Here is a 16,740-nt window from a genome sequence, read left to right as displayed (position 1 = left end):
AACGAACGGCACGTGCAGATCGCCGGAACAGGTAGCTCACCGCCCGATCGACGGCATCGCCCGTCTCCCCCGGAAGGTAACGGACGGAAGCACGTCGGCTCGAGTGCGGAAGGAGGGACTTGAACCCTCACGCCCGAAGGCACAGGAACCTAAATCCTGCGTGTCTGCCGATTTCACCACTCCCGCGAGTGCCCGTTCAGTCTAGGCGGGCGGAGTCAAGGGGTGCCGCGCGGCCGCCGTCGGCGGGCAGGGTTGCGACATGGGCTCGGCATGGCTGTTCGGCCTCGTGGCATCCAGCGCCCTCGTCATCGGCGCGGCGATCGGCGTGCGGTTCCGGCTGCCGAAGCGGCTGCTCGCGATCCTGCTCTCGTTCGCGGCGGGCGCGCTGATCACCGCGCTGTCGTTCGAGCTGTTCGAGGACGCGTACGAGCGCGGCGGTCTCGTCCGAGCCGCGCTCGGGCTGCTCGTCGGCGCGCTCGTCTTCGCGGTGCTCAGCGCGCTGCTCGACCGATGGGCGCAGCCGCGGAAGCGGCCGGTGCCGGCCGGCGAGGTCGAGGGCAGCGTGAAGCTCGACACCGACACCGCCGCCGCCGATCGCCCGGCCACCACCGCCTCCACCCGCGGTGCCGCCGGCCTGGCCCTCCTCGCCGCGGTCACGCTCGACGGCGTCCCCGAGAACCTCGCGCTCGGCGTCTCGCTCGGCGGCGCCGGGTCGGGCGGGCTCGCGCTGCTGGCGGCGATCTTCGTCTCGAACCTGCCCGAGGCGCTCGTGGGGGCCTCGTCGATGCGCGCTCGCGGCCAGTCCGCCGCGAGCATCCTCCTGCTGTGGGGCGCGTGCGCCGCCGTCCTCGTCCTCGCCGTGGTCGTCGGCGCGGGCCCGTTCGCGAACAGCGACCCGGAGACGATCTCGCTTCCGCTCGCCTTCGCGGCCGGCGCGGTGATCGCATCGCTCGCCGACACCCTGATGCCCGAGGCGTACGAGCACGGCGGGCCCGCGGTCGCGCTGAGCACCGCGGCGGGGTTCGTGCTGTCGTTCACACTCTCGCTCGCCTAGCGGCAGGCGGCGGGCGGCAGGCGGCGGGCGGCAGGCGGCGAGTGGCAGGCGGGCGGGCCGCGGTGGGACTGTCGGCCCGCTGGCGCTTCGGGCAGACTGCCGCCCATGGGGGCAACGGATGACACGACCGCGCGCCGCGACGTGCTGGTGATCTTCGGCATCACGGGCGACCTCGCCCGCGTGATGACCTTCCGGTCGCTGTACCGGCTCGAACGGCGCGGGCTGCTGGACTGCCCGATCGTCGGGGTCGCGTTCGAGGACTGGACGAAGGATCGGCTCGCCGACCGTGCCCGCGAGAGCATCGCGGCGACCGGCGAGGAGGTCGACGAGTCGGTGTTCGGGCGCCTCATGGACCGGATGTCGTACGTGCACGGCGACTTCGGCACGGCAGACACGTACGACGGCGTGATGCAGGCGATGGGTGGGGCGCGGCATCCGCTGTTCTACCTCGAGGTGCCGCCGAACCTGTTCGCCACCGTCGTGTCGGGCGTCGCGGGCGCCGGACTCGCGACGAACGCCCGGTTCGTGATCGAGAAGCCGTTCGGGCACGATCTCGCGTCGGCGAAGGCGCTGACCGATGAGCTGCACTCGGTCGTCGACGAGTCGCAACTGCTGCGCGTCGACCACTACCTCGGCAAGGTCGGTCTCGAGGAGATCCCGTTCCTGCGCTTCGCGAACACGATGCTCGCGCCGGTGTGGAACCGCGACCACGTCGACCACGTGCAGGTCTCGATGACCGAGGCGTTCGGCGTCGACGATCGCGGGCACTTCTACGACCCGGTCGGGGCGCTCCGCGACGTCGTGGTGAACCACCTGCTGCAGGTCGTCGTCGCCGTCGCGATGGAGGCGCCGGAACCCGGCGACCGCGCGTCGATCGGTCGACGACGGACCGAACTGCTCCGCCAGGTCGCGCCGGCGGATCCGGCGCGCTACGTCCGCGGGCAGTACCTCGGCTACCGCGACGTCGACGGCGTGGCCGCCGACTCGACCACCGAGACGTTCGCCGCGCTCGAGCTCCGCATCGAGAACCCGCGCTGGTCGGGCGTGCCGTTCTTCATCCGCACCGGCAAGAAGCTCCGCGCGACCGAGACCGAGGTCCGCATCGTCTTCCGCGAGGCCCCGTCGCTCGGGTTCGGCCTGCGGGGCGACCACCCGCCGTCGAACGAGCTGGTCGTGCGGCTCGGTCCGACCTTCGGGGTACGGGTCGTGCTCGCGGCGCAGCGGGTGGATGACGCGGACCCCGAGCTCGCGGAGCTCGACGTCGGCTTCGCGGCGAAGCCCGGCGAAGCGCCGACACCGTACGAGGTCCTGTTCGAGGCCGCGCTCGCCGGCGGCGGATTGCGGTTCGCCAGCCAGGGCACGATCGATGCGGAGTGGGCGGTCATCCAGCCGCTGCTCGATGCGCCGCCCGAGGTGCGCGAGTACGAGCCCGGTACGTGGGGTCCGGCGGCCGCCGAGGCGCTCGTGGCCGAGCGGGGCGGATGGCGCGAGCCCTGGCTCGACGCCTGACGCCCGACGCCGGGCGGGTCGACCGGCCGGCCGTGGCCTCGCGATTCCCGGACCGCGCCGGATCAGCGCTGCTGCGACGCGAAGCCATCCCCGAATCGCTGGACGAGTTGCGTCTTGCGGCGGATCGCCTGCTCGTCCGTGGGCAGGTCCCAGATCGTGACCTGCGCGTCGGGCCCGACCGTCTCGATGCCCGTCGAGGTGACGATCTCGATCTCGTCGTGCTCGATGCCGAACAGGTCGGCGCCCGTTCGCGCGCCCCAACGGACGATCGTCCCGATCGACTCGCCGTCGGGGCGTGCGAGCACGTGCCCGATGTGCTGCGGGCCGAGGCTCCGCGCCGACAGCCGGCGCAGGGGGCGCGGCTCGTCGCCGCTCACGTTCGGCCAGCACACGCGGCAGGAGCGGACGCCCGCGAGCTCGCGCGCCGCCTGCCTGGTGACGAGGGCGGGCAGCGGCATCCGGTACTCGGGGTCCACGGCCAGCCGCCGTCGGTGCGGTTCGGTCCACCGGGAGCGGCGGTCGAGGTGCGCCTCGATCGACGCGCACTCGAGCCGGTGCACCGTGCCCTCGCGCGACGACCCGGGCCTCGTGACCGCGAACTCGGCTCCGGCGGCGAAGCCGCGGCGAAGTTCCGCGAGCTCCTCCGCGACGATCCGCGCGACGAGTTCGTCGATCGCGTCGGGGCGGTAGCCCCCGGCGGGGCCGGCAGCGGCGACGGATGTCTCGTCGGCACCGGCGTCGTCGGCGGATGTCGGCGCGGGGGCGCCTGCTCGTTCGGGTGAGGTCATGCGCGTCCGCTCCGTTTCCGTCGCCCCCCGCGACCTGTCGTGAGGCCGAATGTAGTGACGCCGCGTGGCTCGGGCGGGCGCGTCGCGCTGGCGTGTCGGCGCGGTGGCACCCGAACGCGGGGGGTTCGGGACCTCCGCACGTGGATACCCTTGCGACAGACGCCCCGGCGCACGCGACCGGACCCGTGGGAGGGGGTGGTGATGACGCAGCGAGGCACGATCCTGCTCGTCTCCGACGACGACGGCATCGTGCACGAGTTGCCCGCCCTCCTCGACGCCGCCGACTACGCGCTGCGCACCACTCCGGGGGGTGGCGACGCGGTCGCTCACGCGGCGCGCGGCCGGCCCGACCTCGTGCTCCTCGACGCACGGATGCCGGCGGTCGACGCATTCGCGCTCGCCGCGGAACTGCACGCCGACGAGGCGATGCGGCTCGTGCCCGTGGCGTTCGTCGCGCACGCCGACGACGTCGCGACGCGGGTGCGGGCGCTCGCGGAGGGCGACGACCTCCTCTCCACTCCGTTCGACGCCGAGGACGTGCTGCACCGCGTCGAACGGCTCGTCGCCGTATCGAGGATCAGGGCGTCCCTGCGCGACTCCGAGGCGCGGTTCCGCACGATGATGGCGTCGTGGCCCGACGCGGTCATCACGGCCGACGCGCGCGGGGTCATCCGAGCCTGGAACCCGGCAGCGACCACGCTCCTCGGATACACCGAAGGACAGGCGGTCGGGCAGCCGATCGGGATGGTGGTTCCGCTCGAATTGCGCGATGCGCTTCGCGAGAGCGTCGAGCGCGTCAGAGACGCCGACGAGTCGCACGTCATCGGGCAGACCGTCGAGCTGGCGGCCCGGCGCCGCGACGGATCCGAGTTCCTCGCCGGCCTGTCGCTCGCCACCTGGGTGCTCGACGGGCACCGGTACTACACGGGGATCGTCCACGAGACCGGCGCCGCGACGCCCGACCCGGACACGTTCGCCTCGGTCGCCGAGACGGCCATCGACGCCATCGTCTCGGCCGACGATTCGGGCCGGATCGTCTCCTGGAACTCCGCCGCGACGCGGGTCCTCGGGTACTCCGAGGAGGAGGCGCTCGGTCGGCTGCTCGACCTCATCGTCCCGCCGGAGCACCTCGATGCGCACCATGCCGGCATGCGGCGGTTCGCCGAGACCGGCGAGGCGCGCGTGATCGGCCGGACGGTCGAGCTGACCGCGCAGACGAAGGGCGGCGGTCGGATCCCGATCGAGCTGTCGCTGTCGACGTGGACCGCGAACGGCGACCGGTACTACACGGGCATCATCCGCGACATCGCCGAGCGCAAGGCCGCGGAGGAGGCGCTGCGTCAGAACGAGCGCGACCTGCGGGCGCGTTCCGCCCAGCTCCGCGAGAAGAACGCCGCGCTGGAGCGCACCCTCGACCAGCTGAGCCGGATGCAGGACCAGCTGATCCTGCAGGAGAAGATGGCCTCGTTGGGCCGCCTCAGCGCGGGCATGGCGCACGAGCTCAACAACCCGGCATCCGCTGCCCAACGCGGTTCGAGCCAGGCGATGGCCGCCTTCGCGAAGCTGCAGGTCACGCAGCTCCAGCTCGGGCGGCTCGGCCTCTACGGGTCGAAGCTCGAGCGGCTGCGCGAACTCGACCGCCTCGCAGCCGACCACGCCACTGCGCCCGTGGAGCTCGGCGCGCTCGAGCGCATCGACCGGGAGACCGAGGTCGAGTCCTGGCTCGAGGAGCACGGCGTGGCCGACGGCGGCGAACTGGCCCCGTCGCTCGTCAGCCTCGGGTTCACGGTGCAGGACCTGGTGCGGCTCGGCGAGGTGTTCCCCGAGGAGGAGCGCCGGGTCATCGTCGAATGGCTGGGGCAGAAGTTCCTCGTCTACGCGCTGCTCGCCGAGGTCGCGGTCGGCACGACGCGCATGGTCGAGCTCGTGAAGGCGCTGAAGACGTACACCTACATGGACCAGGCGCCCGTGCAGGACGTCGACGTGCGGCTCGGCCTCGACAACACGCTCGTCATGCTGCACAACAAGCTGAAGCGCGGCGTGCAGGTCGTCAAGGAGTACGACCACGGGCTCCCGACGATCCAGGCGCACGCGAGCGAGCTCAACCAGGTGTGGACGAACCTCATCGACAACGCGATCGATGCGATGCACGGCGAGGGCACGCTCACCGTGCGCGCCAGGCACGCGGGGGACCACGTGGTCGTCGACATCGAGAACGACGGCCCGGACATCCCGCCCGAGACGCTCTCGAAGCTGTTCGACCCGTTCTTCACGACGAAGCCGCCCGGCGAGGGCACCGGCCTTGGGCTGCCCATCTCGCGGAACATCGTGGTGAAGAAGCACCACGGCGAGCTCACGGCCTCGTCGGGCGGGGGACGCACGCGGTTCACGGCGCGGCTCCCCGTCGGGGTCGCGCCGAGCGACGACGAGGACGACGACGCCGACGACGGGACCGAGAACGAGCGAGGAACGTGAGCGATGGCCAAGCCGATCATCATGACCGTCGACGACGAGCCGCAGGTGCTCGGCGCGATCGCGCGCGACCTGCAGGCGCGGTACCGCGACGACTACCGCATCGTCCGTTCGGGCTCCGGGCAGGACGCGCTCGACGCCGTGCGCGCCTTCAAGCGCCGCGGCGACGCGATCGCGCTGTTCCTCGTCGACCAGCGGATGCCGGGCATGACGGGCACCGAGTTCCTCACCGAGGCGCTCGTGCTCTATCCGGACGCCAAGCGCGTGCTGCTCACCGCCTACGCCGACACGAGCGCCGCGATCACGAGCATCAACACGCTCGACCTCGACTACTACCTGCTGAAGCCGTGGGACCCGCCGGAGGACCGTCTCTACCCGGTGATCGACGACCTGCTCGACGACTGGCACGCGAGCACCCCGCCGATCTACGAGGGCGTGCGCGTCGCCGGCACGCTGTGGTCGCCGACGACGCACGCCGTGAAGGACTTCCTCGCCCGCAGCCAGATCCCGTACCAGTGGCTCGACATCGAGAAGAACGAGGGCGCCCGCGCGCTCGTCGAGGCGTCGTCGAGCGGGCTCACGAAGCTGCCCGTCGTCTTCCTGCCCGACGGCACGACGCTGTTCTGCCCCGACCTGCACGAGCTCGCCGAGCGCATCGGCCTGCGTGCGCCGGCCCAGCAGCCGTTCTACGACCTCGTCGTCGTGGGCGCGGGCCCGGCTGGCCTCGCGGCCGCCGTGTACGGCGCCTCCGAGGGGCTCCGCACCGCGGTCGTCGAGCGCGACGTTCCGGGCGGGCAGGCCGGCACGAGCTCGCGCATCGAGAACTACCTCGGATTCCCGCACGGCATCAGCGGCGCCGACCTCGCGCGGCGGGCGGTGACGCAGGCGCGTCGGCTCGGCGCCGAGATCCTCTCGCCGCAGTCGGTCACCGGCATCCGCGTCGAGGACACGTACAAGATCGTGACGCTCGACGACGGCACCGAGCTCCGGTCTCGCGCGCTCGTGCTGGCCACGGGCGTCGACACCCGCACGCTCGGCGTGCCCGGCGAGGAGCGCCTGGCCGGGGCATCCGTCTACTACGGCGCCGCCGCGTCGGAGGCCGCCGAGTACAGCGGACGACGCGTGGTGGTCGTCGGCGGCGCGAACTCGGCCGGGCAGGGCGCGATGTTCCTGTCTCGGTACGCCGCCGAGGTCACGATGCTCGTGCGCGGCGAGGGGCTGGAGTCGTCGATGTCGCGCTACCTGATCGACCAGATCGAGGCGACGCCGAACATCTCGGTGCTTCCGCATCGCCGCGTGGTCGCCCTGACCGGTGAGGACCGCCTGCGGTCGGTCACGGTGGCCGACGCGAGCACGGGCGGCGAGGAGGAGATGCCCGCCGACGCGATGTTCGTCTTCATCGGCGCGGTGCCCGGCACCGAGCTCGTCCGCGGGCTCGTCGAGCTCGACGACCACGGGTTCGTGCTCACGGGGCAGGACCTGATGGTCGACGGCCGCCGCCCGCACGGGTGGACGCCGCGCCGCGACCCGTTCCCGCAGGAGGCGAGCGTGCCCGGCATCTTCGCCGCGGGCGACGTGCGCCACGACGTCATGCGCCGCGTCGCGTCGGCGGTCGGCCAGGGCGCGGTCGCGGTGAGCCTGGTGCACAAGTACCTCGAGACGGTGTGACGGATGCCGCGTGGCGGCGCCCCCGGGCCGCGCGCGGGTGTGCGCGTCGAGTTCGCAGGATCAGCCGCGCGACGAGGTCGCCGGCGAGGGGGATGTGGCGTCTGATCCTGCGAACTCCGCCGCTCCCGACCGCCGCCGCGCCATGATGGACGCATGGCGACCGACCCGATGGCGGTGGCGGCCGACGCGCTCTACGCGCTCGTGCCGGAGGAGTTCACGGCGGCGCGCAACGAGCGCGCGGCCGACGCGCGCGCCGCGGGGGAGAAGGCGCTCGCGAAGGAGATCGGCGCGCTCCGCCGTCCGTCCCCCGCGGCGTGGATCGTGAACCGGCTCGCTCGCGACGAGCCCGACCGCGTGGGCGACCTGACCGGCCTCGGCGGCGAGCTCGCCGAGGCGCAGGCCGCTGGTGACGGCAGAGCACTCGGCGCGCTCGTCGCCGAACGGCGCGAGGTGGTCGGCGACCTGATGCGGCTCGCGTCGTCGCTCGCCGATGCCGCCGACCGGACGCCGTCGCGCGCCGTGCTCGACGAGGTCGAGCAGACGCTCGTCGCGGCGAGCGTCTCGGCCGAGGCCGGCGCGGCCGTGGCGAGCGGGCGGCTGGTGCGTGCGCTCCGAGCGGTCGGCGTCGAGGTGGACCTTGCGGGCGCGGTCGGCGGCGGCGAGCCGGGCCCGCCGCGCCGACTGGGTCGGCGGCCGTCGGAGCGGGCTGAGCGCGGCACGCGAGCCGAGCGTCCCGAGCGCTCCGGGAAGCGAGCGGATGGCGCCTCGCGCGGCGCCGCCCGCACGACCGCGGCCGAGCGCGCCGAGGAGGCCGCCCGCCACGAGCGCGAGCGCCTCGAGACGGCCCTGGCGGAGGCCCGCGAACGGGCCGACGACGACGTGCACGCGCTCGCCGCGGCATCCGCTCGCCTCGACGACGCCAGGCGCCGCTTCGACGACCTCGAGACCGAGCGCGACGAGCTCGAGCGGCGCCTCTCGGAGGTGCGCGATGTGCTCCGCCCGGCGGAGCGCGAGGTCCGCATCGCGACCCGCGCCCACGAATCGGCGGTCGCCGAGGCCGCGCACTCGGCCCGCGCCCGTGACGAGGCGGAGGCGGCGGTCGCCGAGCTCGACTCGTGATCGCAATCGGGCGCACGGCGGGACTTCGACCGGAGTAGCGTTCACCTGTTCCCCCGACTGCGGAGACGGGAGGGATCATGGCCGAGAAGAACTGGCGGTGCCGGATCGGCAATCACCGATGGGTGCTCCAGCACGAGCCCGAGACCGGGAGCGCGTACTACGAGTGCGCGAGATGTCACAAGGAGCGTTCCCCGGACGGGCCGTCCTCGCCGAACATCGTCCCCGGTTGAGATCGACGCCGCATCCCGTGGTCGTCGGTGTGGATAACTGACCGGGCGATGCTCCCCGCTTCTCCAAGATGGGAGCCATGTCCGACCCTGTGCGCACCATCGCCGAGCGGGTGCGCGGTCGGGTGCTCCGCGAGGGCGTCGACCTCGCGCGCGACGACGGCGTGGCCGCCCGCCTCGCCGCCGAGGAGGTCCGCCGGTACTCGGAGCGGGCGCTCGCGGGTGCGCACGCGCCGCTCGGCGACGAGCAGGTCGCGGCGCGCGAGGTCGTGGCATCCATCACCGGGTACGGGCCGCTGCAGCCGTTCTTCGACGACCCGACCGTCGAGGAGATCTGGATCAACTCGCCGACCCGCGTGTTCGTGGCGCGCGGCGGCGTGGCCGAGCTGACCACGGTCGTGCTCTCCGATCGAGAGGTGCGCGACCTCGTCGAGCGGATGCTGCAGCACTCGGGCCGCAGGGTCGACCTGTCGTCGCCGTTCGTCGACGCGTCGCTGCCCGACGGCTCGCGTCTGCATGTCGCGATCCCTGACGTCACGCGCGCCCACTGGGCGGTGAACATCCGGAAGTTCCAGCAGCGGATCCGCTCGCTCGGCCGTCTCGTCGAGCTCGGCGCGATCAACCGGCCCGCAGCCGAGTTCCTCCGCATGGGCGTTCTCGCCGGAGCCAACATCCTGGTCTCGGGCGCGACGCACACGGGCAAGACGACCATGCTCAACGCGCTGCTCGCCGCCGGCCGCACGGGCGAACGCGTCGTCACCGTCGAGGAGACGTTCGAACTCGACCTCGACGTGCGCGACCTCGTCTCGATGCAGTGCCGCCAGCCGAACCTCGAGGGCACCGGCGAGATCACCCTGCGGCGTCTGGTGAAGGAGGCGCTGCGAATGCGGCCCGACCGGCTCGTCGTCGGCGAGGTCCGCGAGGCCGAGAGCCTCGACCTCCTCATCGCGCTGAACTCGGGGCTTCCCGGCATGTGCACGATCCACGCGAATTCCGCGCAGGATGCGCTCGCGAAGCTCTGCACGCTGCCGCTCCTCGCCGGCCGGAACATCGATTCGGGATTCGTCGTGCCGACGGTGGCATCCTGCATCGACCTCGTCGTGCATCTCGCCATCGATCGCGACGGGCGCCGGCGGGTCGCGGAGATCGCGGCGACCACCGGCGAGACGTTCGGTGCGCGAGTCGAGGCCGAGGCGATCTTCCGGTATGACCGGTCGGGCGATGAGCTGGTGCGCACCAGCGCGCACCCGACCCGACTCGAGAAGTTCGAGGCCGCCGGGCTCGATCCGGCGATCGTGCTCGGAGCTGCGGCGTGAGCCTGATCCTCGGCGCGATGCTCGGCGCCGGAATGCTGCTGATGCTGTCGCCGCTGCTCTGGCCCGCGCGGGCCGGGGCGATCGCCGGCGCCGGCGCTCGCCGCGGCGTCGGAGTCGCGATCGCCGATGAATTCGCGCTCGCCGGCATCCCGGGCGTGCCGGTGGCGGTCGTCGGCATGGTGAGCCTGGTGATCGCCGCGCTCGCGGCGGCGATCGCGCAGGCCGTGTTCGGCGTCCCGCTGCTCGCGGTCGTCGCGGCGATCCTCGGCGCGAGCGCGGTGCCGCTCGTCATCAGGTCGCGGGCGAATCGCCGGCGGGCGACCAACCGTGCGATCTGGCCCGACGTCGTCGACCACCTCGTCTCGAGTGTTCGGGCGGGCGTGAACCTGCCGGACGCGATCGCTGCGCTCGGCGACCTCGGCCCGGCGCCGACCCGCGACGCGTTCGCTCGTTTCGACGACGAGTTCCGACGCACGGGAGACTTCGGCTCGGCCGTCGACTCCCTGAAGGCCCGGCTCGCAGACCCGGTCGCCGACCGGATCCTCGAGACGCTCCGGATGGCGCGCGAGGTCGGCGGCACCGACCTGACCAACGTGCTTCGCGGGCTCGCGAGCTATCTTCGCGAGGATGCGGCGCTGCGCGCCGAGGTCGTCGCACGCCAGGGGTGGATCCGGAACGCCGCCCTCCTCGGCGTCGCCGCGCCGTGGCTGCTGCTGTGCGTGCTCGCCAGCCGCCCCGAGACGCTCGACTCGTACGACTCGCCCGCGGGCACCGTCCTCATCCTGGCCGGCGTCGCCGTCACGATCGTGGCGTACCGGCTCATGCTCGGCCTCGGTCGCCTCCCCGAGGAGCGGCGATGGTTCAGCTGAGCGCCATCCCGGTCATCGCGGTCGGGCTCGGCGCCGTCTTCGGCCTCGGGCTCTGGCTCGTCGCGGCATCCGTGCCTCGCATCGGTCGCGCCCGCCTCGTCGATCGGGTCGCGCCGTACGTGACCGACATCTCCGCGGAGGCGCGCGCGATGCGCGCTCGGCCCGGCTCCGACCCGGGATCGGTCATCGGCATGCTCGTCATCCCCACGGCTCGGCGGGCCCGCGGCATCCTCTCTTCGATCCTGGGTGGCAACGACACCATCGCCCGACGCCTGCGGCAGGCGGGGTCGGATGCCACGGTCGAACGCTTCCGCGGACGCCAGCTCGTGTGGGCCGCGGCGGGCTTCGCGGTCGCCGCGCTGTTCGCGTCGTTCGCGCCGGCGATGGAGACGGCGCCGGCGGTGCTCCGCTGGGTGGTGCCGCCGTTCGGTGCCGTCGCGGCGGCGGTCGCCGCGGACTGGATGCTGCAGCGCGCCGCACACCGACGGCTCGCGCGGATCACGAGCGAACTGCCCACCGTGCTCGAGTTCCTGACGCTGAGCCTCACCGCCGGCGAGGGGTTGCTCGACGCGCTCCGCCGCGTCGCGCGAACGGGCTCCGGCGAGCTCGCCCGCGAATTCACGGGCGTGGTCGCCGCGGTCGGCACCGGCGTGCCGCTCGGCGTCGCCCTGGCCGACGTTCGCGACGGCCTCGAGCACCCGGCGCTCACCCGGGCACTCGACCAAGTGCTCGGTGCCCTCGATCGTGGCACGCCCCTGGCCGAGGTCCTCCGCGCCCAGGCGGGCGACGCCCGCGCGGAGGCGAAGCGCACGATCATCGAGCTCGCCGGCCGCAAGGAGATCGCGATGCTCGTGCCGTTGATCTTCCTGATCCTGCCGGTGACGGTCGCGTTCGCACTGTTTCCCGGCTACCTCGTGCTCCAGGCGGGCTTCTGATGCGCTCTCGCCGCCCGACCTCCGATGAAAGGACTCCGCATGCACCGCTGGATCGCCCGACGCCTCGCCGACGAACAGGGCGACGTGCCCGGCTGGGTGCTGATCACGCTCATGACGGCCGGACTCGTGATCGTGATCTGGGGGCTCGCAGGCCCGGCACTGTCGGGTGTCTTCGACCAGGCGATCGACCGCGTCGTCGGGTTCTGACGCGGCTCGGCGATGAGCGGGGTTCCGCCGTGGCGGAGTTCTCGTTGGTCGGCGTCCTCCTCACCGCGCTCCTGCTCGCGGTCGTGCAGCTCGCACTCGCCCTGCACGTTCGGAACACGGTGCTCGACGCCGCCGCCGAGGGTGCCCGCTACGCCGCACTCGCCGGGTCGTCGCCCGCCGCGGGCGTCGAGCGCACGCGTCGGCTGATCGACGCGGCGATCGCGGGCGAGTACGCAGCGGACGTCTCGGCTTCGGCGACGACGGTCGGCGGCGCGTCGGCGATCGCGGTGACCGTGCGGACGACGCTGCCGGTGGTCGGACTCCTCGGCCCGGAGCGCGCGCTGGAGGTGACGGGGCATGCCCTCCTCGAGACGATCGACTGACGCGGGAACGCGACGTCTGGCCGACGAGGACGGCTCGGCGTCGCTGGAGTTCCTGACGGTGGGCATGATCCTCCTGGTGCCCCTCGTCTACCTGGTGCTCGCGATGTCCTCGATCCAGGCCGCCGCGCTCGGCGTCGAGGGTGCGGCGCGGCAGGCCGCGCGCGTGGCGGTGCTGCGAGCGGATGCCGGCGAACCCGCGGCATCCGTCGGCCGCACCGTGCGCGTGGTGCTCGCAGACTACGGCGTCGATGCGGGTGCGGCGTCGGTCGACGTCGTCTGCACGGGTCCGTGCGAGACGGCGGGCACCCGGGTGACCGTGTCGGTGCAGGCGTCGGTGGCCCTGCCGCTGGTGCCGCAGGCGCTCGCGTCGAGCGGGATCGGCACGGTGCGGCTGGAGTCCCGCGCGACGCAGACCGTGTCGCGGTTCGCGGGTCGGTCGTGAACCGGCGATGCCGGGAGGGCCGGAGCAGCGCCGTGCGCACGGACGAGTCCGGTTCGACGCTGCTCCTCACGATCTTCTACGGCGTGCTCGCGCTCGCACTCGTGCTCGTCGTGACCTCGGCGACCTCGCTCTACCTCGAGCGCAAGCGGCTCTTCACGCTCGCCGACGGCGCCGCGCTCGCCGCCGCCGAATCGTGGCGACTCGAGGACGTGCGCCTCGATGGCGACGCGCTCGCGTTCGGCCTCGACGAGGCATCCGTCGCCGACGCCGCAGCGGGCTACCTCGCGGATTCGGCGCACTCGCTCCACGAACTCGAGCTCGTCCACGCCGGCTCAGGCGACGGGCGGAGCGCGAGCGTGACCCTCCGTGCGGTCTGGCACGCCCCGATCTCCACCGATCTCGTGCCGGTGACCGTTCCGATCGAGGTCACGGCCGACGCCCGCTCGGTGTTCCACTGAGCGGGACGGCCGGGCGAGGAGGCCGGTGGCCAATAAGCGCTACGACGGAGTCCCGGTCGGCGGCGCGCCGAGCGCGTCGACCAGCTCGTCGCGGGCGATCAGGAACTGCTCGGTGCCCAGGTAGTCGCCGTGCGTCGCGATGCGCCAGAGGTAGCTCGCCGGCGCCGACTCGGTGACGCCGCGGTCGATCGGATTGCCGTCCGAGGGGTACCCGTAGACGGGGAAGCCGAGGTAGTCCGTGCGGCGCCAGAGACTCCGCCACCGCGGCACCTCCCGGTCGTGCGCGCCGAGCATGCCCGTGAGGGATCGCTCGGCGTCGGTCGACGGGGCGCGAAGCCCTTCCCGGAACTCGGCCAGGACCTGCCTCCGCCACGGGTCCGAGCTCCACAGCGACGGTCCGAGCGTGCCGGGCACTCCGAGATCCTTCGGGCCGAACACCGACGGGAAGAACCGGCTGAAGTACGCCCGCAGCTGCGTGCCGTACGAAAGCAGGGCGATCCGGTCGACGAGCTCCTCGTCGGCCATCGCGCCCGACGGCACGCGATCGCCGCGCATCGCCATGAGGGTCGCTGCCGAGATCGTCGAGCCCATCGAGTGGGCGGTCAGGATGACTCCGCGACGACGCCGCGCCGACGGTTCGACGAGCCATGCCCGGGTGCGCGCCGCGAGCTCGGGGACGACGCGCTCGCCGAAGCACGGCGGGGCGAACGGGTGGCCGGCGCGCGGGAAGAACGCGACCACGTCCCAGAACACCCCGAGCGGCCGTTCGCTGCTCGATGCGGCGTGCGTGACGACGGCAGCGACCGCGGCCACCGCGACCGCCACGAGCACGGCGGTCGACGCGGTGCGGATGTTCGCGGGCACGTCCTCGCCGAAGCGTGCGGCGACCGCGCGAAGCCCCTCGAAGACCACCGCGGACGAGAGGGTCATGAATCCGATCGCGGCGAGCACCGCGAGCCAGCCGAACAACGGCTCGCCGCGATGCAGGAGGTGCGAGCTTCGGCGGACGGTCAGCCGGCGACGGTTCCTCGCATCCGGCACCGTCAGTCTCGGTGCGTACGTGGCCGGGTCCGGGGTCTCGAGCCCGCCGCGTTCGTCCGCCGGCTTCTGCTCATCGTCGTCGTCGGATGGCTTCGACCACGCCGACGGCGGGAGACTGAAGCGAACGAACTTCAGCATGTTGACCACGAGCGCCGTGAGGATGAGCACCACCATCAGCAGGGCGATCGCCGTGAGCACGACGGCGAAGCGTTCGTACGCGTCCGGGATGTCCAACGATCGCTCCGGCTGCGCCTCGAGCGGCGTGCGCCAGATGTAGTCGGTCTCGGCGTCGTCGGTGGAGGTGCCGAGCCAGGATGCGACGCCGAGCACGAGCAGGCTCGAGAGTGCCATCGATGCGAACAGCGCCAGCAGCATGGCGACCGCAGCGCCCTGGCCGCGCCACGCCTCGAACCGGTGGTCCCTCGGGGTGGTCCACGCGATCAGGAGGTGGAGGAGCACGCAGACGACCGCACCGCCGACCCACAGCCAGCGCTCGTCGCCGAGGCGGACGTGGCTGCCGAGCAGCAGCCCGGCGCCGCCGACGAGCAGGACCGCGCTGATCGCCCGGCGCGTCCAGGATCGCGACTTCCATCCGGCGCCCGCGAGCGCGAGGAACAGGGCGAGCACGACCAGGGCGATGGGCGTCCCGATCAGACCGAGGAACGCCTTGCCGTCGCCCCCCGCGGCGGTCACCGGCTGGAACGTCAGCCAGGTCCAGAGCAGGTACGCGGCGATGGCGACCACGAGACAGGCCATCGACGACATGCGCTTCGCGGTGGTGCGCAGGTCGCTCGTCGTGTGCGACGCCAACGCGACGAGGATGACGATGGCGACGAGCAGCACCACGGCGCCGACGGCGAACCACGCCGCGAGCGGATTCCCGAAGCCCGCGGCGAGGCACTCGCCCGTGATCGACGACGACCCGCCGGTCCAGCACGCGTCGACCTCGAGGTAGGCGGAGTCGAGGGCGAGGAGGAACAGCACGAGGGCGATGGCGCCGGACACGTGCAGCCACTCGGAGGTCTGGCCGATGCGGGACTCGGTCCAGAAGCCGCGGGTCGCGAGCAGCGGGCGGTTCGCCTCCTGCTGTCGCGCGTCGAGGCGGGTGCCGAACTGCTTGACCCGCTCCTCGTACGCGACCCTGCCTCGGCGCGCGATCAGGTACAGGACCACGACCGTGGCGATCGGGGCCAGCCCGAACAGTGCCGCCCGTCGGTCGCGCTCGAGGTCGACCAGGCCGTCGAACACGGACGGCAACGCTGCGCAGACCTCGCCGTCGCGGAAGCACTGGATGCCGATGAGGTCGATCGCGACCGAGCAGAATGCGGCGACCGCGATCAGGGTGAGCAGGAGTCCGAAGACACGGACCGTCGCGGCTCCGAAGTCGCCGTTCCACCTCGGAGCCCCGGCGCTCGCGGGGGCTCCGCTGCCGGGTTGGGGGTCGATGCGACGCGTCCAGTAGCCGAGGTTGGCAAGTGCGTACGGCAGCAGGAGGAACCATCCCACGTGGACGACGGCTCGACCCAGCGCCGCGAGCGCGCCGCCACCGGTGCGGGCCTGCGCACCCCACGAGAACGCCTCGATCGACCGGATGCCGCGCTGGGGCCTCTCGCCGCGTCTGCGCCAGAACGATCCGAGGTCGTCGCCCGCGACGCGCTCGATCTCGTCGGGTGCGGTCTCGAGCATCTCCGCGGGCGGCGTGTTGCGGACCCCGTGGACCCTGATCTCGAGGATCTCCGGCGACGACGCAACCGAGAACGCGTTGAAGAGCGTGCCGAACATGACCCCTCCCCCCAGAGGCGGTCGCCGCAGCGTCGACCTGAGCGAATGCTAGCGGTGACGGATCCTCGAGATCGACCCTCGAACGGGGCACTCCCGGGCCACGTCCCCGCGGTGCGGGGATCCACCCGAGCGCTGCGGGCCTCGCCGTCGAGCCGCTGCCGGTCAGGTCAGGCGCGGGTCATCGCCGCGCCGACGATGACGAGGACGAGCGCGACGGGAAGCGCGACGAGGCCCACGATGAGCGCCCGCCGGAGGCGGTACATCGAGTCGTGGTCCCACATCGCGTTCGGCTGCATCCCGGTGCGGGTCACGCGGCGATAGCGCGAGCCGCAGTCGACGCATTCCCAGATCGTTCCTGCCCGATGTGTCGTGGCCGGGGGAAGGGCGCATCGGTGCGGACTCGTGGGCTGCAGAGCATCGTCGGTCGGCATGCGCGACACGATAGAGGCCGACGGGTCCGCGTGGGGGAG

At 72.8% G+C, this 16,740-nt stretch carries 15 protein-coding genes and 1 tRNA gene; 12 read left to right on the top strand and 4 right to left on the bottom strand.

The annotated features are described in order from the left end of the window. Positions 1-104 precede the first annotated feature (104 nt). A tRNA-Leu gene (locus tag ACULK2_RS11450) sits at positions 105-186 on the bottom strand. Between the two features lie 73 nt (positions 187-259). Here ACULK2_RS11450 and ACULK2_RS11445 point away from each other — a divergent pair. Together ACULK2_RS11445 and zwf are read left to right on the top strand one after the other, a co-directional pair. Continuing rightward, a complete protein-coding gene (locus tag ACULK2_RS11445) occupies positions 260-1,054 on the top strand; it encodes a ZIP family metal transporter (protein ID WP_445967365.1) in 795 nt (264 codons plus the stop codon). 105 nt (positions 1,055-1,159) lie between these two features. Next, entirely contained in the window at positions 1,160-2,563 is a 1,404-nt protein-coding gene (zwf, locus tag ACULK2_RS11440) for a glucose-6-phosphate dehydrogenase (RefSeq protein ID WP_445967364.1), read from the top strand. Between the two features lie 62 nt (positions 2,564-2,625). Here zwf and ACULK2_RS11435 read toward each other — a convergent pair whose 3' ends face one another. After that, complete coding sequence (locus ACULK2_RS11435) at positions 2,626-3,351, bottom strand: hypothetical protein (protein ID WP_445967363.1); 726 nt, start codon at positions 3,349-3,351, stop codon at positions 2,626-2,628. 201 nt (positions 3,352-3,552) lie between these two features. Between ACULK2_RS11435 and ACULK2_RS11430 the strand changes: the two genes are divergently transcribed. From ACULK2_RS11430 to ACULK2_RS11385, 10 genes are all read left to right on the top strand, one after another. Continuing rightward, positions 3,553-5,826, top strand: a complete 2,274-nt coding sequence (locus tag ACULK2_RS11430) for a PAS domain S-box protein (RefSeq protein ID WP_445967362.1) — start codon at positions 3,553-3,555, stop codon at positions 5,824-5,826. 3 nt (positions 5,827-5,829) lie between these two features. Then, the gene (locus tag ACULK2_RS11425; RefSeq protein WP_445967361.1) at positions 5,830-7,491 is read left to right on the top strand and encodes an FAD-dependent oxidoreductase; all 1,662 of its coding nucleotides are present in this window, start codon (positions 5,830-5,832) and stop codon (positions 7,489-7,491) included. 153 nt (positions 7,492-7,644) lie between these two features. Further along, positions 7,645-8,610 carry a serine/threonine-protein kinase gene (locus ACULK2_RS11420; RefSeq protein WP_445967360.1) on the top strand — a complete coding sequence of 322 codons (966 nt, stop codon included), beginning with the start codon at positions 7,645-7,647 and terminating at the stop codon, positions 8,608-8,610. Between the two features lie 307 nt (positions 8,611-8,917). Then, positions 8,918-10,153, top strand: coding sequence for a TadA family conjugal transfer-associated ATPase (locus ACULK2_RS11415; RefSeq protein WP_445967359.1), 1,236 nt, complete (start codon positions 8,918-8,920; stop codon positions 10,151-10,153). Further along, the gene (locus ACULK2_RS11410) at positions 10,150-11,022 is read left to right on the top strand and encodes a type II secretion system F family protein (protein WP_445967358.1); all 873 of its coding nucleotides are present in this window, start codon (positions 10,150-10,152) and stop codon (positions 11,020-11,022) included. Before ACULK2_RS11415 ends, ACULK2_RS11410 begins: the two co-directional genes overlap by 4 nt. Beyond that, positions 11,010-11,957 carry a type II secretion system F family protein gene (locus ACULK2_RS11405; protein ID WP_445967357.1) on the top strand — a complete coding sequence of 316 codons (948 nt, stop codon included), beginning with the start codon at positions 11,010-11,012 and terminating at the stop codon, positions 11,955-11,957. The genes ACULK2_RS11410 and ACULK2_RS11405 overlap by 13 nt, the downstream gene beginning before the upstream one ends. A gap of 39 nt (positions 11,958-11,996) precedes the next feature. Then, on the top strand, positions 11,997-12,164 hold the full coding sequence (locus ACULK2_RS11400) for a hypothetical protein (protein ID WP_445967356.1): 168 nt from the start codon (positions 11,997-11,999) through the stop codon (positions 12,162-12,164). A 29-nt stretch (positions 12,165-12,193) separates the two neighbouring features. Then, positions 12,194-12,547 (top strand): TadE/TadG family type IV pilus assembly protein, encoded by a 354-nt coding sequence (locus ACULK2_RS11395; RefSeq protein WP_445967355.1) that lies wholly within the window; start codon positions 12,194-12,196, stop codon positions 12,545-12,547. Beyond that, the gene (locus tag ACULK2_RS11390; protein ID WP_445967354.1) at positions 12,522-12,989 is read left to right on the top strand and encodes a hypothetical protein; all 468 of its coding nucleotides are present in this window, start codon (positions 12,522-12,524) and stop codon (positions 12,987-12,989) included. Before ACULK2_RS11395 ends, ACULK2_RS11390 begins: the two co-directional genes overlap by 26 nt. Positions 12,990-13,021: 32 nt before the next feature. Further along, positions 13,022-13,447, top strand: coding sequence for a pilus assembly protein TadG-related protein (locus tag ACULK2_RS11385; protein ID WP_445967353.1), 426 nt, complete (start codon positions 13,022-13,024; stop codon positions 13,445-13,447). A 39-nt stretch (positions 13,448-13,486) separates the two neighbouring features. Here ACULK2_RS11385 and ACULK2_RS11380 read toward each other — a convergent pair whose 3' ends face one another. Further along, positions 13,487-16,270 carry a hypothetical protein gene (locus ACULK2_RS11380; RefSeq protein ID WP_445967352.1) on the bottom strand — a complete coding sequence of 928 codons (2,784 nt, stop codon included), beginning with the start codon at positions 16,268-16,270 and terminating at the stop codon, positions 13,487-13,489. 167 nt (positions 16,271-16,437) lie between these two features. Further along, positions 16,438-16,581 carry a hypothetical protein gene (locus tag ACULK2_RS11375; RefSeq protein ID WP_445967351.1) on the bottom strand — a complete coding sequence of 48 codons (144 nt, stop codon included), beginning with the start codon at positions 16,579-16,581 and terminating at the stop codon, positions 16,438-16,440. Positions 16,582-16,740 lie beyond the last annotated feature (159 nt).

It is taken from the genome of Agromyces molybdatiresistens, from assembly GCF_052748445.2.
This window is presented reverse-complemented; position numbering and strand designations above follow the sequence as displayed.